Source organism: Streptomyces sp. NPDC058373, assembly GCF_042723275.1.
Lineage (GTDB): Bacteria > Actinomycetota > Actinomycetes > Streptomycetales > Streptomycetaceae > Streptomyces.
The window spans coordinates 115,024-133,327 of sequence record NZ_JBHXJE010000006.1 but is presented as its reverse complement, the minus strand read 5'-3'; the positions used below and the strand labels follow the sequence as shown (position 1 = coordinate 133,327).

The following is an 18,304-nucleotide window of genomic DNA, read 5'->3' as shown; positions in this document are numbered from 1 at the left end:
GTTTTCTCACACTTCCCGCGTGGCCCCGCGGACGGAGCCGGTTGTCGTGGCCTCAGCGGCCGGTCTTCGGGGCCTTCCAGCGGGCGATGCCGCGGGCTGCCAGGTTCAGGATCATCACGAAGGCGATGAGGACGAGGGCCGCCGCCCAGGCGCGGTCGATCGAGGCCGACTGTCCCGCCGCGTACTGCTGGTACACGTAGAGCGGCAGGGAGGACTGGCCCTGTTCGAAGGGGTTCATGTTGATGAGGGGGTTGCCCCACACCAGCAGGAGCACCGGGGCGGTCTCACCGGCGACGCGGGCCACGGCGAGCATGACGCCGGTGGTGATGCCGCCTACCGAGGTGGGCAGCACCACCTTGAGGATGGTGCGCCACTTGGGGACGCCCAGCGCCAGCGAGGCTTCGCGCAGCTCGTTGGGGACGAGCTTCAGCATCTCCTCGGTGGAGCGGACCACCACCGGCATCATCAGGATGGCGAGGGCGAGCGCACCGGCGAAGCCGGACGGCTGGAAGCCGAGGATCATGATCCAGAAGCTGAAGATGAACAGGCCCGCGACGATCGAGGGGATGCCGGTCATGACGTCCACGAAGAACGTGACGGCCTTGGCGAGCCGCCCGGTGCCGTACTCGACCAGGTAGACCGCGGTGAGCAGCCCGATCGGGACGGCCATCACGGTGGCGAGGCCGACCTGCTCCAGGGTGCCGATGATCGCGTGGTAGATGCCGCCGCCGGTCTCGGCGTCGCCGATGACGCCCATCGAGTGGCCGAGGAAGTAGCCGTCGAGGACCTTCACGCCCCGTGCCAGGGTCACCCAGAGCAGGGAGAGCAGCGGGACCAGGGCGAGGACGAAGGAGGCGTAGACCAGGCTGGTGGCGAGGCGGTCCTTGGCCTGGCGGCGGCCTTCGACGCGGGCGGTCAGCGCGTAGCTGACGGCCACGTACAGCAGGCCGGCGATCAGGCCCCACTGGACCTTGCTGCTGAGTCCGGCGGCGAGGCCGACGGCCGAACCGGCGGCGACGGAGCCGACGGCGACGACCCAGGGGGTCCAGCGCGGCAGGCGCGCGGCGCTGAGCCGGGGGGCCGGGCCGCCCGGGGCGGGGGCGGGGCTGGTGGTGGTCGCGGTGCTCATGCGTTGGCCCCCGAGTACTCCTTGCGGCGGGCGATGATCGCCCGGGCGCCGCCGTTGACCAGCAGGGTGATGACGAAGAGGACCAGGCCGGAGGCGATGAGCGCGTCCCGGCCCTGCTCACTGGCCTCGCTGAACTTGCTGGCGATGTTCTGCGCGAAGGTGCCGCCGCCCGGGTCGAGGAGGCTGACGATGATCGTGAAGCTGGGGGAGAGGACCGTGGCGACGGCCATGGTCTCGCCGAGCGCGCGGCCCAGGCCCAGCATGGAGGCGGAGATGATGCCGGAGCGGCCGAAGGGCAGCACCGACATGCGGATGACCTCCCACCGGGTGGCGCCGAGCGCGAGCGCCGCCTCCTCGTGCATCTTCGGCACCTGGAGGAAGACCTCGCGGCTGACGTTGGTGACGATCGGCAGGATCATGATCGCCAACAGGATGCCTACGGTGAACAGGGAGCGGGCCGCGCCGCCCTGGTAGGAGAGGACGCCGGTCCAGCCGAAGAAGTCGTCGAACCACTCGTAGAGCCCGCCGAGGTGCGGGACCAGGACGAGGGCGCCCCACAGGCCGTAGACGATCGAGGGGACCGCGGCCAGCAGGTCGATGACGTAGGCGAGCGGGGTCGCCAGGCGCCGGGGCGCGTAGTGCGAGATGAAGAGCGCGATGCCGACGGCGATCGGTACGGCGATGACCATCGCGATGACGGAGCTGACGACCGTGCCGTAGACCAGCACGGCGATGCCGAAGTCCGGCGGGCTGGCGTTGGCGTTCCACTCGAAGGAGGTGAGGAAGTTGCCGTCGTTGATCGCCAGGACGCCGACCGCGCGGTAGGTCAGGAAGACCGCGATGGCCGCCATGATCACCAGCAGGGCGATGCCGGAGCCCCGGGACAGGCCGGCGAAGACCCGGTCGCCGAGGTGGGTGACGGTGCGGGGGCGGGCCGGGGCGGTGCCCGGGCCGTGGTCGTGGGGCGGGACCTGGCCGCCGGTGGACCGGTCGGGGCGGTCGGGGCGGTCGGGGCCGGTGCCGGGGCCGGGGCCGTGGTCGTGCGGGGCCCCTGCTCCCGGTGGGGTGTGTATGGACATGTCCATCTATTTCTCCGGTCTGCGGGCGCGAGGGGGCTGCGGTGGCCGGTTCTCGTGCCCTGGCGGCGGCGGTGCACCGGAATCGAGCGGATGGGGTGTGCCCTCGGCGGAGGGCGGTGCGGGCCGGGCCCCTGGGAGGGTGCCCGGCCCGCGGTGGGCGTCAGCCCAGGTCGGCGATGGCGGCGCGGACCTTGTCGGCGATCTCCTTGGGCAGCGGCGCGTAGCCGCCGTCCTTCAGGAGCTCCTGGCCGTCCTCACCGGCGATGTAGGTGAGGAAGGACTTGGTGGCGTCGAGGGTCTCGGCCTTGTTGCCCTTCTCGCAGGCGATCTCGTACGTCACCAGGGTGATCGGGTAGGCGCCCTCGGCCTTGGTGTCGTACGCCAGCTCAAGGGCGAGGTCCTTGCCCTGGCCGACGACCTTGGCCTCGGAGATGGCCTTCGAGGCGTTGTCGACGGTGGCCTCGACCGGGGTGCCCGCGCCGGTGTCCAGGTCGACGGTCTTGATGCCGTCGGTGGCGTAGGAGAGCTCGAAGTACGAGATGGCGCCGGCGGTCTGCTTCACCTGCTGGGCGACGCCGGAGGAGCCCTGCGCGGACTGGCCGCCCTTGGCCTCCCACGCCTTGCCCGGCTCGTACGGCCAGCTCTTGGGCGCGGCGGCCTTCAGGTACTTGGTGAAGTTGTCCGTGGTGCCGGACTCGTCCGAGCGGTGGAACGCCTGGATCTTGGTGTCGGGCAGCTCGGCGTCCGGGTTGAGCTTCTTGATCGCCTCGTCGTCCCAGGTGGTGATCTTGTCGTTGAAGATGTCCGCGAGGGTGGCCGCGTCCAGGTTCAGCTTGTCGACGCCGGGGACGTTGTAGCCGATCGCGATCGGGCCGCCGAGCATCGGCAGGTCGATGGCCTGGCTGTCCTTGCAGACCTCGGCGGACTTCTCGATCTCCTCGGGCTTGAGCGCCGAGTCGGAGCCCGCGAAGGCGGTCTGGCCCTGGAGGAAGGCGGTGACACCGGCGCCGGAGCCGTCGGGCTTGTAGTTGATCTGGGTGTCCGGGCAGGCGGCGCGGTAGTTCTTGATCCAGACGTCCATCGCGTTCTTCTGCGCGCTGGAGCCGGAGGCGAGGAGCTGGCCGCCCTTGCCGCACTCGACGTCGGCCGCGGAGGCGCTCGCCTGGCCGCTGCCGCCGGTGGTGCCGCCCGTGTCGTCCGAGCCGCAGGCCGTCAGCGCCAGGGCGCCGGACAGGGCGAGTGCACCGAGGGTCAGGGCGCGAGCCCTGTTGTTGCGCTGAAGCTTCACTGTCGGGGATTCCTTCCAGAAACCGTCCGAGTCCGCGGTGCTCGCGGCTCGCTCGCGTAAGGCCGAAATTAGGCAGATCAGGTGACGCCGTCTGCTGGCGGGAGTGAACGGGGGGTGAACCTCCCCTGTCGGACTGGTTCCCCCGGCGTCCGGGGTGCCCGGCTGTCCGGCCGCTCAGGTGTCCGGTCCGGCCGGGCCCGGTGGGCCGAGGAGCCGCAGCAGTTCGGCGACGAGGTCGCGGTCGCGGGGCTGGGTGAGCAGGAGCAGGGCCTCCTCCGGCGGGACCCAGCGCACCTCGGCGATCTCGTGGTTCGGCGTGAACGTTCCTCCGGTCGCCTCGGCGGCCCAGTACCGCACCACCTTGGGGCGCCCGTCGGCCTCGTAGCCGAGCGTCGACAGGGGCGCGCCCGGCAGGCAGTCCTGCCCGGTCTCCTCGCGGACCTCGCGGACGGCGGCGGTCAGCGGGTCCTCGCCGGGCTCCAGCTTCCCTTTGGGGTGCGACCAGTCGCCGTACTTGGGGCGGTGGACCAGGCAGACGGTCAGGGGGTGTCCGTCCGGTTCGGGCGCGCGCCGCCACAGCACGCAGCCGGCGGCCTGGATCGGGACGGGCTTGGCATCGGACATGGCACCAGTGTGCCGAGCGGGGGCGGGGTCGACGGCCACCCGGGCCGCCGGGCCGGACATCGGGCCCGGTGGCTGGGCTGGATGGGGGAGGGGAGGAATGCCGGAAACCCGGTCACAGGCCCGCCCGGATCGGCAGGATGCGGGCATGAATGACGGAATGCAGGCGTGGCCCGGCCCGCGCAGGATCGTGGTGCGCGCACCGGAGGACCCGGTGGAGGCGGTCACGGAGGCGGACGCCTGCGACGCGCCGCTCGACGTCGACACGGCACTGATCCGCGGGCCCCTCTTCGGCGTGGCCGCGCAGGAGACCGAGGGCGAGGACTCCCGCTGGCGGGTCGTCTCGGCCGCCAAGGAGGGCTGCCCGCAGCAGGCCCGGGACGCCCTCATGGACATGCTCTGGCTGCGGGCGAAGGAGGAGTCCGCCACCCGCGAGGAGCGGCGCACCCTGCTGCCGTGGATCGCCCGGCTGGAGCGCGAGCGCCTGGACGAGCTGACGGTCCTCGGCACCCGCTTCCGTGTCGTCCGGGCCGACGAGTACGCCGCCGTCGGCCCCCACGGCATCGAGACGCCCCGCCCGACCGACCCCGAGCCCGTCCTCCAGAGCGGCGAGCAGCAGAGCGAAGGCCGGCTCGACGAGGACGTGATCCTCGACCCGGACGCACCCCTCACGCCCAGCCAGGCCGCCGAGCGGCTCCTGATGACCGGCCTCGTCCAGACCGCCGCCACCTTCCCGGACGACTTCCGCCAGGACGCCCGCCGGGCCATCTCCACCCACCCGGACGTGCTGATCCTGCCCGTCACCTTCCGGCTGGTGCAGCGCAACGGCGGCAACTGGCAGCTCGGCGGCTCCCTGCACGCCGCCCCGTACTGGGCCCGCAAGTCCCTGGTCTTCAGCCTCAGCTGGTTCGAGCCGCGCGAGAAGGGCCTCATCGCCTGGGACTTCGGCAACCGCCAGGACGACGCCCGCAGCTGCATGGCCGCCGCCACCCTCGAGGTGGCCGCCGCCCCGGAGGCGTACGCCGACGCCGCCGACCGCGTCCGGGCCGAACGCCTCAACGAGGTCGAGGTCCTCGGCACCCTCCACCGCGTCGCCCGCGCCCGCCGCCTGGTCCGCTGGGGCCCCGACGGCCCCGAGGGCCCCCGCCCCTCCGACGTCAACGTCCAGGAGCCCTGCCAGATCAGGCCGCGCCTGGACGAGGACGGGGTGATCCACCATGAGTGGGAGGACGAGGCTGCGGAGGCCGAGGGGAGCGAGGCGGACCGGGTGTGAGCGGAGCCGTCCGGCCTTCCGCGCGGGGAGGCCGGACGGCCGCTACGGCTTCGGCTCCCGGGGGCGCGTACCTCTGGCGCCACTCCGGGACGCGGGCGGCCAGGTGCTCTTCCGGCACCTCGTAGACGGCGCTCAGCCGGGCGAGCGAGTAGCCGTCCCGGAGCTGGCCGAGGATCTGTTCGGCCTTCCATTCCAGGTGGCTGCGGAGGGTGGACATGGTGACTCCTTCACGAGGGGGAGAGGGAAGCGCGGAGCCGGTGCGGCCTCTCACGCGCAGGCGCGCAGGGTTCCGGTCTCGGCCAGCCGTTCCAGGAGCGCCTCGGCGACCCCGGCCAGCCGTCGCAGGTGGGCGACGGTCGCGGGGCGGGCGGTGGTCGGCAGGTTGGTGGCGCGCAGCGTGCGGGCCTGCCTGACGAGGCTGGCCACCTGCGGGTCCCGATCGCTGGCAGCCACCGCGACGTTCTCCAGCCGCACGAGGTCGCCGCGCAGCCGCTCGGCCAGCTCCGGGGCCTCGGCGGTCGGTGGGGCCTGGTCGGCGATCACGTCGCCGATGTCGTCCAGGATCGAGTCGAGTGGCCGCAGTTGCCGCAGGCGGTCAGCGATACGCGCGAGATCGCCCTCGTCCAGCCGCGGTGACGGGGCCTCGATGACGAACAGGATCATCCGTGCGTCAGGGAGCCGGGCGGAACCCCGGCGCCGGACGTTCCGGCAGCCGCCCGTTCCTTCTCGCACCGACTGGCCAAGTGCCGCAGGACGAAGGCGAGATCACGCATCGCGTGATACGCGGAGTGGGCGAGCGCCCCACCGGTGCGGGCCGCCGCCAGCAGGGCCGCCGCTTCCTTCTGCGTCGGTGCGGGCTTGCCGGGGGCGTCGCGGGGAAGCTCGGCCAGGGCCGACTCGATGTGGCCGATGAGCCTGGTGGTCATGGCCTCGATCTGGACACGCGTCGTGGTGCCGAGCTGGAGCGACAGCGCTTCGTCGGCGGCAGCGCGTGCCATGTCAAGCGTGACGCGCTCTGGGGTTTCCGGGATCACGCGTTCGAGATCTGTCATGTGACGCTCCTGACCTGCAAGCTTGGGGAGGTGCGCACGTCTGGATGGCTCGTCTTCCTTCATCGCCCTGTGCGCCGAGTTGGCAACTGGTAGTAATCGTGACAGCGGCATCGCTGCCCCGGAAGTGCGACAGTGGAATTCTGCGAGCGTGTTTCTGCGTGATGCGTCGACTCGAATCGGACGCGCCGTGCTCCCGGGTGGAGCCTTCTGCTCGTGGGCAGAAAGCTCCTTGTGGTGGCGTGACTTTCTCGGTCACACTGGGTTATGCCCACTGGGAGGCGCGAAAATGATCACGGACGTGGAGAGTGCGACACCAGCTCTTTGCCGTCTTCAACTCGGCCGGGAGCTGCGGAAGTTACGCGCTGCCGCAGGACTGACCTCTACGCAGGTCGTCCGCAAGCTGATCTGTAGCCCTTCCAAGCTGACCCGGCTGGAGACGGGCGAGAACGCCGTCGTGGAGCCGGCCGACGTGATGGCGCTCTGCGAGATATACGGGGCACCCCCGGAGATCCGCGAAGTCCTCGTCGGCTATGCAGCGGTGACCAAGACCAAGAAGGACTGGTGGCAGTCACCGGAGTACCGGCCCGCTATCTCTCCGACCTTCAAGGCGTACTTGGGGTTGGAGGCTACGGCGGAGGCGTTGCAGACCTATCAGAATGAGTTCGTCCCTGGTCTGCTCCAGGCTGAGGGATACGCCCGAGCCGTTCATCAGCTGTCGTCCGATGTGCTCCCGGGCGACGAGATCGATCGCATGGTGGACGTGCGCATGACGCGACAGGAAGCGATGCGCCGTCCCAGTCAGCCTCTGAAGTTTGCCGCGATCATCAATGAGTCGGTTCTTCGCCGCCAGGTCGGTGGTCCCGCTGTCATGCGCGCCCAGATAGAACACCTGGTTGCGATGGCGAGTCAGCCCACGGTCCGCGTGCAAGTTGTGCCGTTCAAGGCGGGCATCCACGCCGGGATGGACGGTGCGTTCACCCTGCTGAAGTTCGAGGACGCGCCTCCCATCGTCTACCTGGAGAACTTGGTCGGCGCTTCTGTCATGCGTAGGCGGGCGGACGTTGCTCAGTATGAAGAAGCCTTCACCGACCTCCAGATACTTGCCGTGGGGCCACAGGAGTCCCTCGACATGATCAAAGAAGCAATCAAGGAGTTCTGATGCGCACGACCACGCCCGCCACGCTGTCCGATGCCCGCTGGTTCACGTCGAGCTACAGCAACGGGCAGGGTGGCGAGTGCGTTGAGGGTGCTGTTCTGGACTGCGGGCAGATGGCCATCCGCGACACCAAGGACCGCCAGCGCGGCGCGTTCGTCTTCCCGGCGCCTGCCTGGCATGCCTTCCTCGGTGCGGTAAAGGAGGGCGGCGAGTCCGTCTGATCTGCGGCGACGAGCCGGTCCGGGGAAGCGCCCGGGCCGGTTCGTTCGCATGCCCGGGGTGCATTAATGGGCGTAATGTGTGGATCTGCGTCTCAGAGGGTGGTCAAAAGAGGGGGTGGTCTGGTCAGGTTGTTAACCCACCCGTAACACTTAGGGTCGAAGTGGGTCTCTGTCCTTCCGCGGACGGCGACCCCAGCACTGTGCGAGGCAACGGCGCCGAGCGCACCCCACCGGGCGTACCGGTGCGCGCGCGTGCCGGTACCGGCGGCGCTCGTCCCCCGCGCCCGGCGACCTTGGCCCGGTCCCCGTGACCGGCCCCCGCGCCAGAAGGGACCCCCGGTGACCCGTAACGACACCAAGGACCAGCTCGCCTCGCTCCTCGCCGAGACCGAGCGCCGCAATCCGGCCGAGCCGGAGTTCCACCAGGCCGTCCGGGAGGTGCTGGAGAGCCTCGCCCCGGTGCTGGCGGCCCGGCCCGAGTACGCCGAGCCCGGGCTGGTCGAGCGGCTGGTCGAGCCGGAGCGGCAGATCATCTTCCGGGTGCCGTGGCAGGACGACCGGGGGCGCGTCCACGTCAACCGCGGGTTCCGGATCGAGTTCAACAGCGCGCTCGGCCCGTACAAGGGCGGGCTGCGCTTCCACCCGTCGGTCAACCTCGGCATCGTGAAGTTCCTCGGCTTCGAGCAGATCTTCAAGAACGCGCTGACCGGGCTCGGCATCGGCGGCGGCAAGGGCGGCAGCGACTTCGACCCGCACGGCCGCTCGGACGCCGAGGTCATGCGGTTCTGCCAGTCCTTCATGACCGAGCTGGCGCGCCACATCGGTGAGCACACCGACGTGCCCGCCGGGGACATCGGCGTCGGCGCCCGCGAGATCGGGTACCTCTTCGGCCAGTACCGCCGCATCACCAACCGCTGGGAGGCCGGCGTCCTCACCGGCAAGGGCGCGCTCTGGGGCGGCTCCGCGATCCGGCCCGAGGCCACCGGCTACGGCAACGTCCTGTTCACCGCCGCCATGCTCCGCGAGCGCGGCGAGGACCTGGAGGGCCAGACCGCCGTCGTCTCCGGCTCCGGCAACGTCGCCCTCTACACCATCGAGAAGCTCACCGCCCTCGGCGCCAACGCCCTGACCTGCTCCGACTCCAGCGGCTACGTGGTGGACGAGAAGGGCATCGACCTCGAACTGCTCCAGCAGATCAAGGAGGTCGAGCGCGGCCGCGTCGCCGACTACGCCGAGCGGCGCGGCGCCTCCGCCCGCTTCGTCCCCGGCGGCAGCGTCTGGGAGGTCCCCGCCGACGTCGCCCTCCCCTCCGCCACCCAGAACGAACTGACCGAGGCCGACGCCGCCACTCTGATCCGCAACGGCGTCAAGGCCGTCTCCGAGGGCGCCAACATGCCCACCACCCCGGAGGCCGTCCACCTCCTCCAGCAGGCCGGCGTCGCCTTCGGCCCCGGCAAGGCCGCCAACGCCGGCGGCGTCGCGGTCAGCGCCCTGGAGATGAGCCAGAACCACGCCCGCACGACCTGGCCCGCCGCCCGCGTCGAGGACGAACTGGCCGCCATCATGACCGCCATCCACGACACCTGCCACGAGACCGCCGAACGCTACGGCGCCCCCGGCGATTACGTGGCGGGCGCCAACATCGCCGGGTTCGAGCGGGTGGCGGGGGCGATGGTGGAGCAGGGGGTCATCTAGAGGGCGTTCGCCGCCCGCCCCCGTGCCCGGCCGGTCAGTGCCGCCGGGGGCCCGGGCCGCCCCCGAACGAGCCGTCGGCGAACGGCATGCGGTACGTGAAGCCGGGCGGCGTGGGCGTATCGGCGGTGCTCCTCCTCCGTGCGGAGGCCGTCGGCGTTCTCGGTGGTGTGGTTGCGGCGGCGCAGCAGGACGAGGGCGCGGAGCAGCGCCCCCGCCGTCGCCGCGCCCGCCCCACGCCAAGCTGAGCGCGCCCGCTACTGCCCCACCCGCCCGTCGACGCACTCCCGCAGGAGGTCGGCGTGGCCGCAGTGGCGGGCGTACTCGTCGATGCGGTGGACCATCAGTTCGCGGATCGCGACGGCGTCCTGGCCGGGCTCGACCCGGTCGAGGCGCTGGTCTCCTTCGCGGCGGTGGGCGCCGCCCCGGTCGAGGTGTTCGCGAGCCGCGGGTGGAGCCCGGCGGAGTGGGAGGCGGCCCGGGCGCGGCTGGCGGCACGCGGCCTGGTCGACGCGTCCGGCGCGGCCACCGAGGCGGGCCGGGCGCTGCGCGCCGAGGCCGAGCGCCGCACCGACGAAGTGGCGGCCGGGCCGTGGCGGGCGCTGACCGACGGCGAACGCGGCCCCCTGACCAAGCTCCGGAACCCCGCTGGCTGGCGGCCATCGGCTCCGGCCTCCTGCCTCCTGCCGGGCGAGAACACCCTGGGCATCGGAAGATCTGAGCCGGGCGCTCAACCCCCGTCACGTACGGGCGGGCCGAGGTGGGCACCCCGCGCCGGGCCGCGCACCCCCGCTCCACCCGACTGGCCGAAGCTCGGGGCGGCCTGGGGCGGGAAGACGTACGGGATGCGCCCTCTCACCTCCTACAAACCTGTGGCGGCACTCGACAAGTGGCGCAAGGACCCGACCATCGTGCAGACGGTCCGGTCCGCCGCCGCGGCGACCTTCGCCTACGTGGTGGCGGTGTGGCTGCTGGGGGACAGGCCGCCGCCGCTGCTCGCCCCGCTGACCGCCCTGCTCGTCGTCCAGGTGACCCTCTTCGCCACCCTCACCAGTGGCGTCCGCCGGGTGAACGCGGTGGTGGCGGGGGTGCTGATCGCGGTCGGGTTCAGCGCGCTGGTGGGGCTGAGCTGGTGGAGTCTGGGGCTGCTGATCATCTCGGCGCTGGCCTTGGGGCACCTGGTGCGGGTCGAGGAGTTCGTCCGCGAGGTGGCGATCTCCGCCATGCTCGTCCTCGGCGTCTCACACGCCACCGACCTGGCCCTCTCCCGCGTCCTGGAGACCCTGGTGGGCGCCGGGGTCGGCCTGCTCTTCAACTTCGTCTTCGTCCCGCCGGTCTGGGTCTCCTCGGCGAGCGAGTCGATCGAGGAGCTGGCCGCGCGGATGCGGGACCTGCTGATCGACATCGGGGAGGAGGTGGCGGGCCAGACCCCGGTCGAGCGCGCCGCCGCCCGGCTCCACGAGGCGCGCGACCTCAACCACGACATCTCCGAGGTGGACGAGTCCCTGGACCGCGCGGTGGACAGCCTCCGCTTCAACCCGCGCGTACGGGAGGGGCTGCTCTCCCGGGTCGTGCTGCGCACCGGTCTGGACACGCTGGAGATCATCGCGGTGGTGCTGCGGGTGACCGCCCGCACCCTCACCGACCTTGCCCGCAAACGCCCCGACGAGACGCTCTTCCCGGAGGAGACGGCCACCGCGCTCCAGGACGTCTTCATCAACACGGCCGGTGCCATCGACAGCTTCGCCACCCTGATCACCGCCCAGGTCAGCAAGGACGCCGACGAGGCCGAGACCTTCCTGCTCACCGAGTTGTCGGCGGCCCGCACCAGCCGCGAACACGTCGCCCGGCTCCTCCTCGAACACGTCCAGGAACACCCCCGCCAGTGGCAGCTGCACGGCGCCCTGCTCACCGACATCGACCGCGTCCTGGACGAACTCGACGTGGAGAGGCGCTCGATGCGCCTCGCCGAGGAACTCGACCGCTCCGCCCGCCGCCAGCGCGAGCGCTATCCACGGCTGGCCCGGGCCCAGCGCTGGCTGTGGAAGAAGTGGCGCGGGGCGCGGCAGGGGGCGCGCAGGCGGCTGCATCTGGGGGAGCCGGGGTGAGCGCTCAGCGGCCGACGGCCGGGAGGGCGTCACGCGTCTCGCCGCCGGGGGCCTGACGGCGCGGTCAGGCGCTGCTCGCAGCCGTGGCAGTGGGTGCGGCCGGGGCGGAGGAGGGGGACGGGGCAGGTGGCGCAGCGCGGGAGCGCTTCGGGCTCCGCCGGTGCCGGGCGGGGCGTACTCGCTCGCGGGCCCGGGGGCTGCGGTGGCTGAGGACGAACAGCCGCCATCTCGTGGGTCTCCTCCTGGGTGACCCCTGGGGTGTCCGGACCGCTGCGGCCCGAACCCGTCGAGCCGGTGGGGCCCGAACTCCGGGGGGCCACGGCGGCCCGATCTGCCGGCATCTCCGGTTCGGCTCGGGGTGGGCCGAACGCGCCATCGGTCGGGTTCGGGCCGTCGTGGCCCGTGCGGTCGGCCGCTGCGGGGCGGGGGAACGGGTTCCGTGGCCGGGCCGTGGCGGCGACGTGGTCGAGGGCCGCCTGCCAGTCCGGCCAGGGGGTGACGACGAGGCGGTAGAGGGTCGCCCGGCCGCGCTTGCGGGGGCCGTCGGAGGTGAGGACGCCCGCGAGGATGGCGGCATCGAGGTAGCGGCGTACGTCCTGCTCCCGGCAACCGGCGGCGCGGGCCAGATCCTGGATGCGCAGGGGTGTCCGGTCGCCCGCGAAGCGAAGCTCGCCGGAGGGGGCGGCCATGGCGCGTAACGCGTAGAGCGCCGTGAGGAAACCCCCCTTGAGGCGGGGTGGCATCTCTCGGGTCCACCGCCAGGCGAGGGCGTTGCCGAAGGCGTTCGGGACGCTGCCGGGGCGGGGGTTCTGCTGGTCGTCGCTGGGCATCGCGGCACTTCTTCCGTGCGGGCAGGTCGGCGGAGCGCCGACTCCTGGCATCGGCGGCCGAGCGCGGGACGCAGTGGCTGCCATGTCCTAATATGGCGTCAACTTTAAAGTTTGGCAACAAAGGTAAATGTGAAAACTATGGCCACGGCTTAGACTCTGACCATGACGGCAGACCCGCAGGTGAAGACCGCGCCCGACGGTGTCCAGGAAGTGCCGCTCACGCACACGCGACGTCTCCTCACCCGCCTCATCGAGGACGCGTTGGAGCGCGGTACGCGCAGCGCGCTCACGGTGCGCGGGCGGCGACGGGCCTATCTCGTCTCGCCGGACTTCTACGAGCGCGCCGTCAAGGCCCTGGAGCAGGCGAAGGATTGAGTGTGCGTGAGCCGCGCGCGGGTGGGTGAGGCCCGGTGAGCGGCGGTCTCTTCCGCCTGCCCGGCCCCGGGGCCGTCGGCGAGGCGCCCCGGGGCGTACGGCTGGGCGGCCCTGCCGTGGGAGGCGCTGGGCGGCTGGGCCGGCCGGGGCGGGCCGATCGGCTCAGCCCGTGCCCGCGCCGCCCTGCTCCACCTCCGCGAACCCCGCCACCATCCGCCCCAGCACTCGCAGGCACGTGTCCACCTCCGCCGCCGTGATGCCGCCGGGGATCTCCGCCAGCATCGCCTTCTCGCGGGTGGTGATGGCCTCGATGGTGGCGCGGCCGGTGTCGGTGAGGTGGATCAAGGGGGAGCGCTGGTGGGCCGGGTTCGGGACGGTGGCGACCCAGCCCTGGGCCGCCGCGTCGTTGGTCATGCGCTGGACGAACTGGCGGCTGAGGGACTGGAGCCGTCCCATCCGCGGGACGGTGAGGTCGCCGTGGGTGTGCAGCAGGTCGAGGACGGCGCGGACGCCGACCGAGACGCCCTGGGCGGCGTTGTCCTGCTCGATCTTGCGCTGGACGCGCCGGTACAAGGGTCCGACCAGGGCGAAGACCTCCATCAGGCGGTCGGCGAGCTGCTCGGGCGGCAGGGGGTCGGTGGCGGTGGGGCGGGGGGTGTCGGTCACCTGGCCATGGTGGCACCGGGGGGTCGCGACAGAGGGGAAAGTGGCAACCTAGTTGTCAAAGTCACGGCGTCATGACACCTTGGTTGTCATGACGCGATACACGTCCCTCGACGGCCCTCCCGCGCTCTTCCCCTCCGGCGACGGCGACCTGGCCTACCTCGACACAGGTTCCGGCGCCGGACCCGACGCCGCCACCGTGGTCCTGCTCCACCCGGCCTGGACCGACCACACCCTGTGGAGCGAGGTCGTGCCGCTGCTGGCCGACCGGTACCGGGTCGTCGCGCCGGACGCGCGCGGCCACGGCGCCTCCGCCAACGCCACGCGCCCCTTCCGACAGGCCGACGACCTCGCCGCCCTCCTCCACCACCTCGGCACCGGCCCCGCCGTGCTGATCGGCTGCTCGATGGGCGCCGACATCGCCGTCTCCACCACCCTCGAACACCCCGGCCTGGTCCGCGCCCTCGTCGTCAGCGCGGGCGGCACCGGCCAGAACGCCGACCTGCGCACGCCCTGGGCGCGGGAGAACGCCGCCCGGCAAGGGGCCGCCCTCGCCGCCGGGGACCTCGCCGCGTGGGCCGAGTACTTCTCGTACTGGGCCGTGGGCCCGGAGCGCGAACCGGCCGACGTGGACCAGGAGTTGCTGGCCCGCATCCGCGCCTCCGGGATGCGTACGCTCGGCAAGCACACCCCGGACGAGACCGATCACCACGTCCCCGTCGCCGGCCTTCCCGTCCGCACCGCCGAGCTGACGGTGCCCGTCCTCGCGGTGAACGGCGCCCTCGACGCCCCCGAACTCACCGCCCAGGCCCGCCACGTGGCCGAGACCGCCCCTCGCGGCCGCACGGTCACCTTCCCGGACGCCGGGCACTTCGCGCCGATGGAACGGCCGGGGGAGTTCGTCCGGGCGGTGGACGCCTTCCTGGCGGAGGCCGGGGCCGGCGACTCGCCACGGTGACCGGCCCGTACGCCTTCACGGACGGGTTCCCGGCCGCGTACTACCCCCGCTCCGCCAGCGCCTCCAGCCCCGGCGCGAAGACGCCCTCCTCGAACTGGGCGCGCTGCTCGGACCCGTCGCCCTCCAGGGGGCTGAAGGTCGCCGTCCAGGTGACCGAGCAGCGGGCGTCGCCCTCGGGGCGTACCGCGATGCGGGCGCGGTAGTCGGTGACCGGGAAGGGGTGGGCCGTGAAGGCGTACTCCTGGGTCATGCGGGCGCCGTCGTCGAGGAGGAGTTCCTCGGTGATCTCGGTGCCGTCGGTGGTGACCAGGGCGCGCAGGTGCGGGCCGTCGGGGTGGGGGGCGCTGGAGGCGATGGCCGGGTGCCAGGCGGCGAGGGCGGGGAAGTCGGCGATCTCGCGCCAGACGGCTCCGGCCGGGCGGTCCATGGTGCGGTCGGCGCGGGCTTCGACGCGCTGGTGCTGCGGGGGCTCGATCGGCACGGGCATCTCCTGAGGGCCGGGGCACAGGCGGGGCGGGACATCGCGGCGGGCCCCTGGCGGGTGCCCGAGAACGGGGCCGGCCCGGCGCGGCGACCCGCTGCCGTCGTGTCTAACCCGGCCGCCGGCGAGGCGGAGGCGTGCGGGCCCCGGTTCACCCGAACGGGGGCGGGGCCGGGCGGACCCGTCCGCCTCCGGCCCCCCTCCAGCGCCCTCACCGCGCGAAGAGCCTCCGGATCTCCTCCGCGACCAGCCCCGGGTCCTCCTCCGCCATGAAGTGCCCGCATCCCACGGTGCGGTGGCGCAGGTCGGGGGCCCAGGCCCGCCACAGTGCCTCGGCGTCGTAGCCGAGCGCGGCACCCCAGTCCTGCTGGAGGACGGTGGCGGGGACGCGGAGGGTGTTCCGGGCGTCCAGGTCGGCGGTGTCGTGCGCGACGTCGATCCCGGCGGTGGCGCGGTAGTCGGCGACGATCGACGGGACGGCGGCGGCCGAGGCGTCCAGGTAGGCGGCGCGCACCTCGGGCGGCAGGGCGGCCGGGTCCCGCGTCCAGACGTCCAGGAAGTGGCCGAAGAAGGCGTCGGCGCTGCCCGAGATCAGGCGTTCGGGCAGGCCAGGGGCTTGCGCCATCAGGTACAGGTGGAAGCCGACGGCGGCCGAGGTGCCGCGCAGCGACCCCCACATGTCGAGGGTGGGCAGGATGTCGAGCAGGGCGACCCGGCTGACCGCCTCCGGGTGGTCGAGGGCGGCGCGGAAGGCGACCAGCGCGCCCCGGTCGTGCCCGGCGAGGGCGAACCGCTCGTGGCCGAGCGCGGCGGCGAGCCGGACGACGTCGCGGGCCATGGTGCGCTTGGCGTAGACGTCGGGCCCGGTCTCGGCCGGCTTGTCGCTGGCGCCGTAACCGCGCAGGTCCGGGCAGAGCACGGTGTGGTCGGCGGCGAGGTCGGCCGCGACGTGCCGCCACATCAGCCGGGTCTGCGGAAAGCCGTGCAGCAGGACGACGGGGGCGCCACTGCCGCCGACGGCCACGTCCAGGCGGACCCCGTCGTCCACCTCGACGCGCCGGGAGGTGAAGCCGGGCAGGTCGGTCAGGTCGGGGTGGCGCGCGGTGCGGGAGGTCATGGCGGGTCCGTCTCTCGTGGCAGGGTGGCCACGGTCTGGTGCGGGGGAGCGGAGGCGGGGCGAAGCGGCCCCGACCGGGAACACCTCCAGCCTCCGGGCGCCGGATCAGCAACGGATGAGTGCGCGGCGGGCGGGCGTACCGAGGCGCGTACGGGCCGGGGCGCGGCCGGTCCTGGCGCGCCTCGCGGGAGGAAGGACCGGCGGATGAGCCCCACAGAAGCGGCGGAGGCGGGCGAGGCGGTGCGGTTCGCGGTACTGGGTCCCGTCGGGTGCGAGGACGGCCAGGGCCGGCCCGTACGCCTCGGCGGGCCGCGCCACCGGGAGGTGGTGGCCCGCCTGCTGGTCGCCCGGCGCCGGGTGGTGCCCGTGGACCGGCTGGTCGCGGACCTGTGGGAGGAGCCGCCCCCGGGTGCGGTCGGCGCCGTACGCACCTTCGTCGCCGAGGTACGCCGCGCCGTCGAGCCCGGCCGCCGCCCCCGCGCCCCGTCCCGCCTCCTGGCGACCGAGGGCCCCGGTTACGTCCTGCGGCCCGGACCCGGCGCCGTCGACGCCTGGCGGTTCGAGGCCGAGGTGGCGCGGGCCGCCGCGCTCGCCCCGGCCGAGGCGGCCCCCGTGCTCGACGCCGCCCTCGCCACCTGGCGCGGGCCCGCCTACGCCGACTTCCCCGCGGCCCCGTGGGCGAGCGCCGACCGTGCCCGGCTCACCGAACTGCGCCTGCACGCCGTCGAGCGCCGGGCCGACGCGCTGATCCGCTCCGGCGCCGCCCGCGAGGCCGTCTGGGACCTCGACGCGCACGTGGCCGAGCATCCTTGGCGCGAGGACGGCTGGCAGCTCCTGGCGACCGCGCTCCACCGCTCCGGCCGCCAGGGCGACGCGCTCACCGTGCTGCGCCGCGCCCGCCAGGTCCTCGCCGACCAGCTCGGCGCCGACCCGGGCCCCGGCCTGGCCCGGCTGGAGCGGGAGGTGCTGCTCCAGGCCGACCACCCCGAAGCGGTGGCACCGGTCACCGGCGACGAGGTGTGGAGCAGGGCGGCCGCCGCCTACGAGGGCGCGGTCCCGGCCCGTTCGCCCGCCCGGCTGGAGGCGACCGCGGGCCTGCTGCGCGAGCTGGCCGTCACCGGCGCGGGCGGGCTGGGCGCGGCCCGGCAGCACCGCGCGGCGGCGGTGGCGGCGGCCGAACGCACCGGGGACGCGGAGCTGGCCGCCCGGGTCATCGGCGTCTACGACGTCCCCGCCGTCTGGTCCCGGGTGGACGACGCCGACGCCGCCCGCGCGGTGGTGAAGGCAGCCGAACGCGTCCTGGCCCGGCTGCCCGGGGACGCCCCCGAGACGGTACGGGCCCGCCTGCTCGCCTCCGTCGCCGTGGAGTCCCGCGGCGACGCCCTGGCCGAGGGCGCCGTGGAGCGCGCGGCTGCCCCGCCCGCCCGCGAGCCCTGGCGGCGCCGGGCCGCCCAGGCCGCCGCCGAGGCCGAGGCGGCCGCCCGCCGCCTCCACGACGCCGCGCTCCTCGCCTTCGCCCTCAACGGCACCTTCCTGCAGAGCTTCTCCCGCTGCGGCCTGGCCGCCCGCCGGGACGCCGTCGGCGCCGAACTGGTGGAACTGGCCCGCGCCCACGGCCTGGTCGGCCCCGAGGTGCTGGGCCGCCTGATCCGCGTCCAGGCCCTCGCCGGGCTGGGCGACCTGGCCGGTGCCGACCTCCAGGCCACCGCCGTCGACCGGCTGGCCGACCGTTACGAACGCCCGCTGGCCCGGGTCTTCACCACCTGGTACCGGGCCCTGCGCACCACCCTCGCCGACCCCTCCGACCCCGCCGCCGCGGAGACCGCGTACGCCGAGGCCGTCGCCCTGCTCGCCGGCTGCGGCATGCCCGGCTTCGCCACGGGCCTGCCCGCGCTGACCCGCCTGGCGCCGGTCGTACGGTCGGGCGCGCTCCCGGAGCCCGAGCCTTTCACCGGGGCCGACTGGGGCCCGTACGCCCCTTGGGTGCGCCCCCTCCTCCTGCTCGGCGCGGACCGCCCCGACGAGGCCCGCGAGGCGCTGCGCACCGCGCCCCGCCCGCCCCACGACCACATGGCGGAGGCGATGTGGTGCCTCCTCGCCCGCGCGGCCGCCCGCACCGGCGAGCCCCGCGTCGCCGCCCGCGCGGCCGCCGAACTCGCCCCGGCCCGTGGCCGACAGGCCGGCGCGGCGAGCGGTTTGCTGGCCTTCGGGCCGGTCGCGGGGTACCTGGCGGAGGCGGGTGCGGTCGGGGGCGCGTGAGG

The 18,304-nt window shown here is 73.6% G+C and carries 18 protein-coding genes and 2 pseudogenes; 9 read left to right on the top strand and 11 right to left on the bottom strand.

The window, feature by feature from the left end:
* Positions 1 to 52: 52 nt before the first annotated feature.
* The 4 genes from pstA to ACFWMZ_RS06450 form a co-directional block, all read right to left on the bottom strand.
* Positions 53 to 1,129 carry a phosphate ABC transporter permease PstA gene (pstA, locus tag ACFWMZ_RS06465; protein ID WP_383181356.1) on the bottom strand — a complete coding sequence of 359 codons (1,077 nt, stop codon included), beginning with the start codon at positions 1,127 to 1,129 and terminating at the stop codon, positions 53 to 55.
* The gene (pstC, locus tag ACFWMZ_RS06460) at positions 1,126 to 2,214 is read right to left on the bottom strand and encodes a phosphate ABC transporter permease subunit PstC (protein WP_383181359.1); all 1,089 of its coding nucleotides are present in this window, start codon (positions 2,212 to 2,214) and stop codon (positions 1,126 to 1,128) included. Before pstC ends, pstA begins: the two co-directional genes overlap by 4 nt.
* Before the next feature lie 154 nt (positions 2,215 to 2,368).
* Complete coding sequence (pstS, locus tag ACFWMZ_RS06455) at positions 2,369 to 3,496, bottom strand: phosphate ABC transporter substrate-binding protein PstS (RefSeq protein ID WP_383181362.1); 1,128 nt, start codon at positions 3,494 to 3,496, stop codon at positions 2,369 to 2,371.
* A 174-nt stretch (positions 3,497 to 3,670) separates the two neighbouring features.
* Positions 3,671 to 4,120, bottom strand: coding sequence for an NUDIX hydrolase (locus tag ACFWMZ_RS06450; protein WP_383199777.1), 450 nt, complete (start codon positions 4,118 to 4,120; stop codon positions 3,671 to 3,673).
* A gap of 145 nt (positions 4,121 to 4,265) precedes the next feature.
* Between ACFWMZ_RS06450 and ACFWMZ_RS06445 the strand changes: the two genes are divergently transcribed.
* The gene (locus ACFWMZ_RS06445) at positions 4,266 to 5,390 is read left to right on the top strand and encodes a DUF5954 family protein (protein ID WP_383181368.1); all 1,125 of its coding nucleotides are present in this window, start codon (positions 4,266 to 4,268) and stop codon (positions 5,388 to 5,390) included.
* A 267-nt stretch (positions 5,391 to 5,657) separates the two neighbouring features.
* Here the strand turns inward: ACFWMZ_RS06445 and ACFWMZ_RS06440 are convergent, their stop codons facing one another.
* Together ACFWMZ_RS06440 and ACFWMZ_RS06435 are read right to left on the bottom strand one after the other, a co-directional pair.
* Positions 5,658 to 6,053: a DUF6415 family natural product biosynthesis protein gene (locus ACFWMZ_RS06440; protein WP_383181371.1), complete on the bottom strand. Its 396-nt coding sequence runs from the start codon at positions 6,051 to 6,053 to the stop codon at positions 5,658 to 5,660.
* Complete coding sequence (locus tag ACFWMZ_RS06435) at positions 6,050 to 6,388, bottom strand: hypothetical protein (protein WP_383199775.1); 339 nt, start codon at positions 6,386 to 6,388, stop codon at positions 6,050 to 6,052. The genes ACFWMZ_RS06440 and ACFWMZ_RS06435 overlap by 4 nt, the downstream gene beginning before the upstream one ends.
* 340 nt (positions 6,389 to 6,728) lie before the next feature.
* Here ACFWMZ_RS06435 and ACFWMZ_RS06430 point away from each other — a divergent pair, with 340 nt between their 5' ends.
* From ACFWMZ_RS06430 to gdhA, 3 genes are all read left to right on the top strand, one after another.
* A complete protein-coding gene (locus ACFWMZ_RS06430) occupies positions 6,729 to 7,601 on the top strand; it encodes a helix-turn-helix domain-containing protein (protein WP_383181377.1) in 873 nt (290 codons plus the stop codon).
* Complete coding sequence (locus ACFWMZ_RS06425; RefSeq protein ID WP_383181380.1) at positions 7,601 to 7,819, top strand: DUF397 domain-containing protein; 219 nt, start codon at positions 7,601 to 7,603, stop codon at positions 7,817 to 7,819. Before ACFWMZ_RS06430 ends, ACFWMZ_RS06425 begins: the two co-directional genes overlap by 1 nt.
* A 339-nt stretch (positions 7,820 to 8,158) precedes the next feature.
* Complete coding sequence (gdhA, locus tag ACFWMZ_RS06420) at positions 8,159 to 9,514, top strand: NADP-specific glutamate dehydrogenase (RefSeq protein WP_383181383.1); 1,356 nt, start codon at positions 8,159 to 8,161, stop codon at positions 9,512 to 9,514.
* 254 nt (positions 9,515 to 9,768) lie between these two features.
* On the opposite strand, the pseudogene ACFWMZ_RS06415 reads toward gdhA, so the two are convergent.
* A pseudogene (locus tag ACFWMZ_RS06415) lies at positions 9,769 to 9,885 on the bottom strand (DUF664 domain-containing protein); the annotation flags it as partial.
* Between ACFWMZ_RS06415 and ACFWMZ_RS06410 the strand changes: the two are divergent.
* A pseudogene (locus ACFWMZ_RS06410) lies at positions 9,847 to 10,098 on the top strand (hypothetical protein); the annotation flags it as partial. The pseudogenes ACFWMZ_RS06415 and ACFWMZ_RS06410 sit on opposite strands and share 39 nt — an antisense overlap.
* A gap of 258 nt (positions 10,099 to 10,356) precedes the next feature.
* Positions 10,357 to 11,619, top strand: a complete 1,263-nt coding sequence (locus ACFWMZ_RS06405; protein WP_383181386.1) for an aromatic acid exporter family protein — start codon at positions 10,357 to 10,359, stop codon at positions 11,617 to 11,619.
* 29 nt (positions 11,620 to 11,648) lie between these two features.
* Here ACFWMZ_RS06405 and ACFWMZ_RS06400 read toward each other — a convergent pair whose 3' ends face one another.
* Positions 11,649 to 12,449 (bottom strand): hypothetical protein, encoded by an 801-nt coding sequence (locus ACFWMZ_RS06400; protein WP_383181389.1) that lies wholly within the window; start codon positions 12,447 to 12,449, stop codon positions 11,649 to 11,651.
* Positions 12,450 to 12,611: 162 nt separating this feature from the next.
* Between ACFWMZ_RS06400 and ACFWMZ_RS06395 the strand changes: the two genes are divergently transcribed.
* The gene (locus tag ACFWMZ_RS06395) at positions 12,612 to 12,824 is read left to right on the top strand and encodes a hypothetical protein (RefSeq protein WP_383181392.1); all 213 of its coding nucleotides are present in this window, start codon (positions 12,612 to 12,614) and stop codon (positions 12,822 to 12,824) included.
* Between the two features lie 162 nt (positions 12,825 to 12,986).
* Here the strand turns inward: ACFWMZ_RS06395 and ACFWMZ_RS06390 are convergent, their stop codons facing one another.
* The gene (locus tag ACFWMZ_RS06390) at positions 12,987 to 13,490 is read right to left on the bottom strand and encodes a MarR family winged helix-turn-helix transcriptional regulator (protein WP_383181395.1); all 504 of its coding nucleotides are present in this window, start codon (positions 13,488 to 13,490) and stop codon (positions 12,987 to 12,989) included.
* Positions 13,491 to 13,578: 88 nt separating this feature from the next.
* On the opposite strand from ACFWMZ_RS06390, the gene ACFWMZ_RS06385 reads away from it, so the two are divergent.
* Positions 13,579 to 14,445 carry an alpha/beta fold hydrolase gene (locus ACFWMZ_RS06385; protein ID WP_383199773.1) on the top strand — a complete coding sequence of 289 codons (867 nt, stop codon included), beginning with the start codon at positions 13,579 to 13,581 and terminating at the stop codon, positions 14,443 to 14,445.
* A 40-nt stretch (positions 14,446 to 14,485) separates the two neighbouring features.
* Here the strand turns inward: ACFWMZ_RS06385 and ACFWMZ_RS06380 are convergent, their stop codons facing one another.
* A complete protein-coding gene (locus tag ACFWMZ_RS06380; protein WP_383181401.1) occupies positions 14,486 to 14,926 on the bottom strand; it encodes an SRPBCC family protein in 441 nt (146 codons plus the stop codon).
* A gap of 211 nt (positions 14,927 to 15,137) precedes the next feature.
* Complete coding sequence (locus ACFWMZ_RS06375) at positions 15,138 to 16,043, bottom strand: alpha/beta fold hydrolase (RefSeq protein ID WP_383181404.1); 906 nt, start codon at positions 16,041 to 16,043, stop codon at positions 15,138 to 15,140.
* 204 nt (positions 16,044 to 16,247) lie between these two features.
* On the opposite strand from ACFWMZ_RS06375, the gene ACFWMZ_RS06370 reads away from it, so the two are divergent.
* Positions 16,248 to 18,302 (top strand): BTAD domain-containing putative transcriptional regulator, encoded by a 2,055-nt coding sequence (locus ACFWMZ_RS06370; RefSeq protein WP_383199771.1) that lies wholly within the window; start codon positions 16,248 to 16,250, stop codon positions 18,300 to 18,302.
* Positions 18,303 to 18,304: the final 2 nt, after the last annotated feature.

Excerpts from the sequence above, each read along its gene's own strand:
- ACFWMZ_RS06395 (WP_383181392.1), top strand. The coding sequence starts at position 12,612 with ATGACGGCAGACCCGCAGGTGAAGACCGCGCCCGACGGTGTCCAGGAA.
- ACFWMZ_RS06435 (WP_383199775.1), bottom strand. The coding sequence starts at position 6,388 with ATGGCACGCGCTGCCGCCGACGAAGCGCTGTCGCTCCAGCTCGGCACC.
- ACFWMZ_RS06440 (WP_383181371.1), bottom strand. The coding sequence starts at position 6,053 with ATGATCCTGTTCGTCATCGAGGCCCCGTCACCGCGGCTGGACGAGGGC.
- ACFWMZ_RS06385 (WP_383199773.1), top strand. The coding sequence starts at position 13,579 with ATGACGCGATACACGTCCCTCGACGGCCCTCCCGCGCTCTTCCCCTCC.
- ACFWMZ_RS06425 (WP_383181380.1), top strand. The coding sequence starts at position 7,601 with ATGCGCACGACCACGCCCGCCACGCTGTCCGATGCCCGCTGGTTCACG.
- pstA (WP_383181356.1), bottom strand. The coding sequence starts at position 1,129 with ATGAGCACCGCGACCACCACCAGCCCCGCCCCCGCCCCGGGCGGCCCG.
- ACFWMZ_RS06445 (WP_383181368.1), top strand. The coding sequence starts at position 4,266 with ATGAATGACGGAATGCAGGCGTGGCCCGGCCCGCGCAGGATCGTGGTG.
- ACFWMZ_RS06400 (WP_383181389.1), bottom strand. The coding sequence starts at position 12,449 with ATGCCCAGCGACGACCAGCAGAACCCCCGCCCCGGCAGCGTCCCGAAC.
- ACFWMZ_RS06375 (WP_383181404.1), bottom strand. The coding sequence starts at position 16,043 with ATGACCTCCCGCACCGCGCGCCACCCCGACCTGACCGACCTGCCCGGC.
- ACFWMZ_RS06430 (WP_383181377.1), top strand. The coding sequence starts at position 6,729 with ATGATCACGGACGTGGAGAGTGCGACACCAGCTCTTTGCCGTCTTCAA.
- ACFWMZ_RS06370 (WP_383199771.1), top strand. The coding sequence starts at position 16,248 with ATGAGCCCCACAGAAGCGGCGGAGGCGGGCGAGGCGGTGCGGTTCGCG.
- ACFWMZ_RS06405 (WP_383181386.1), top strand. The coding sequence starts at position 10,357 with ATGCGCCCTCTCACCTCCTACAAACCTGTGGCGGCACTCGACAAGTGG.
- pstC (WP_383181359.1), bottom strand. The coding sequence starts at position 2,214 with ATGGACATGTCCATACACACCCCACCGGGAGCAGGGGCCCCGCACGAC.
- ACFWMZ_RS06450 (WP_383199777.1), bottom strand. The coding sequence starts at position 4,120 with ATGTCCGATGCCAAGCCCGTCCCGATCCAGGCCGCCGGCTGCGTGCTG.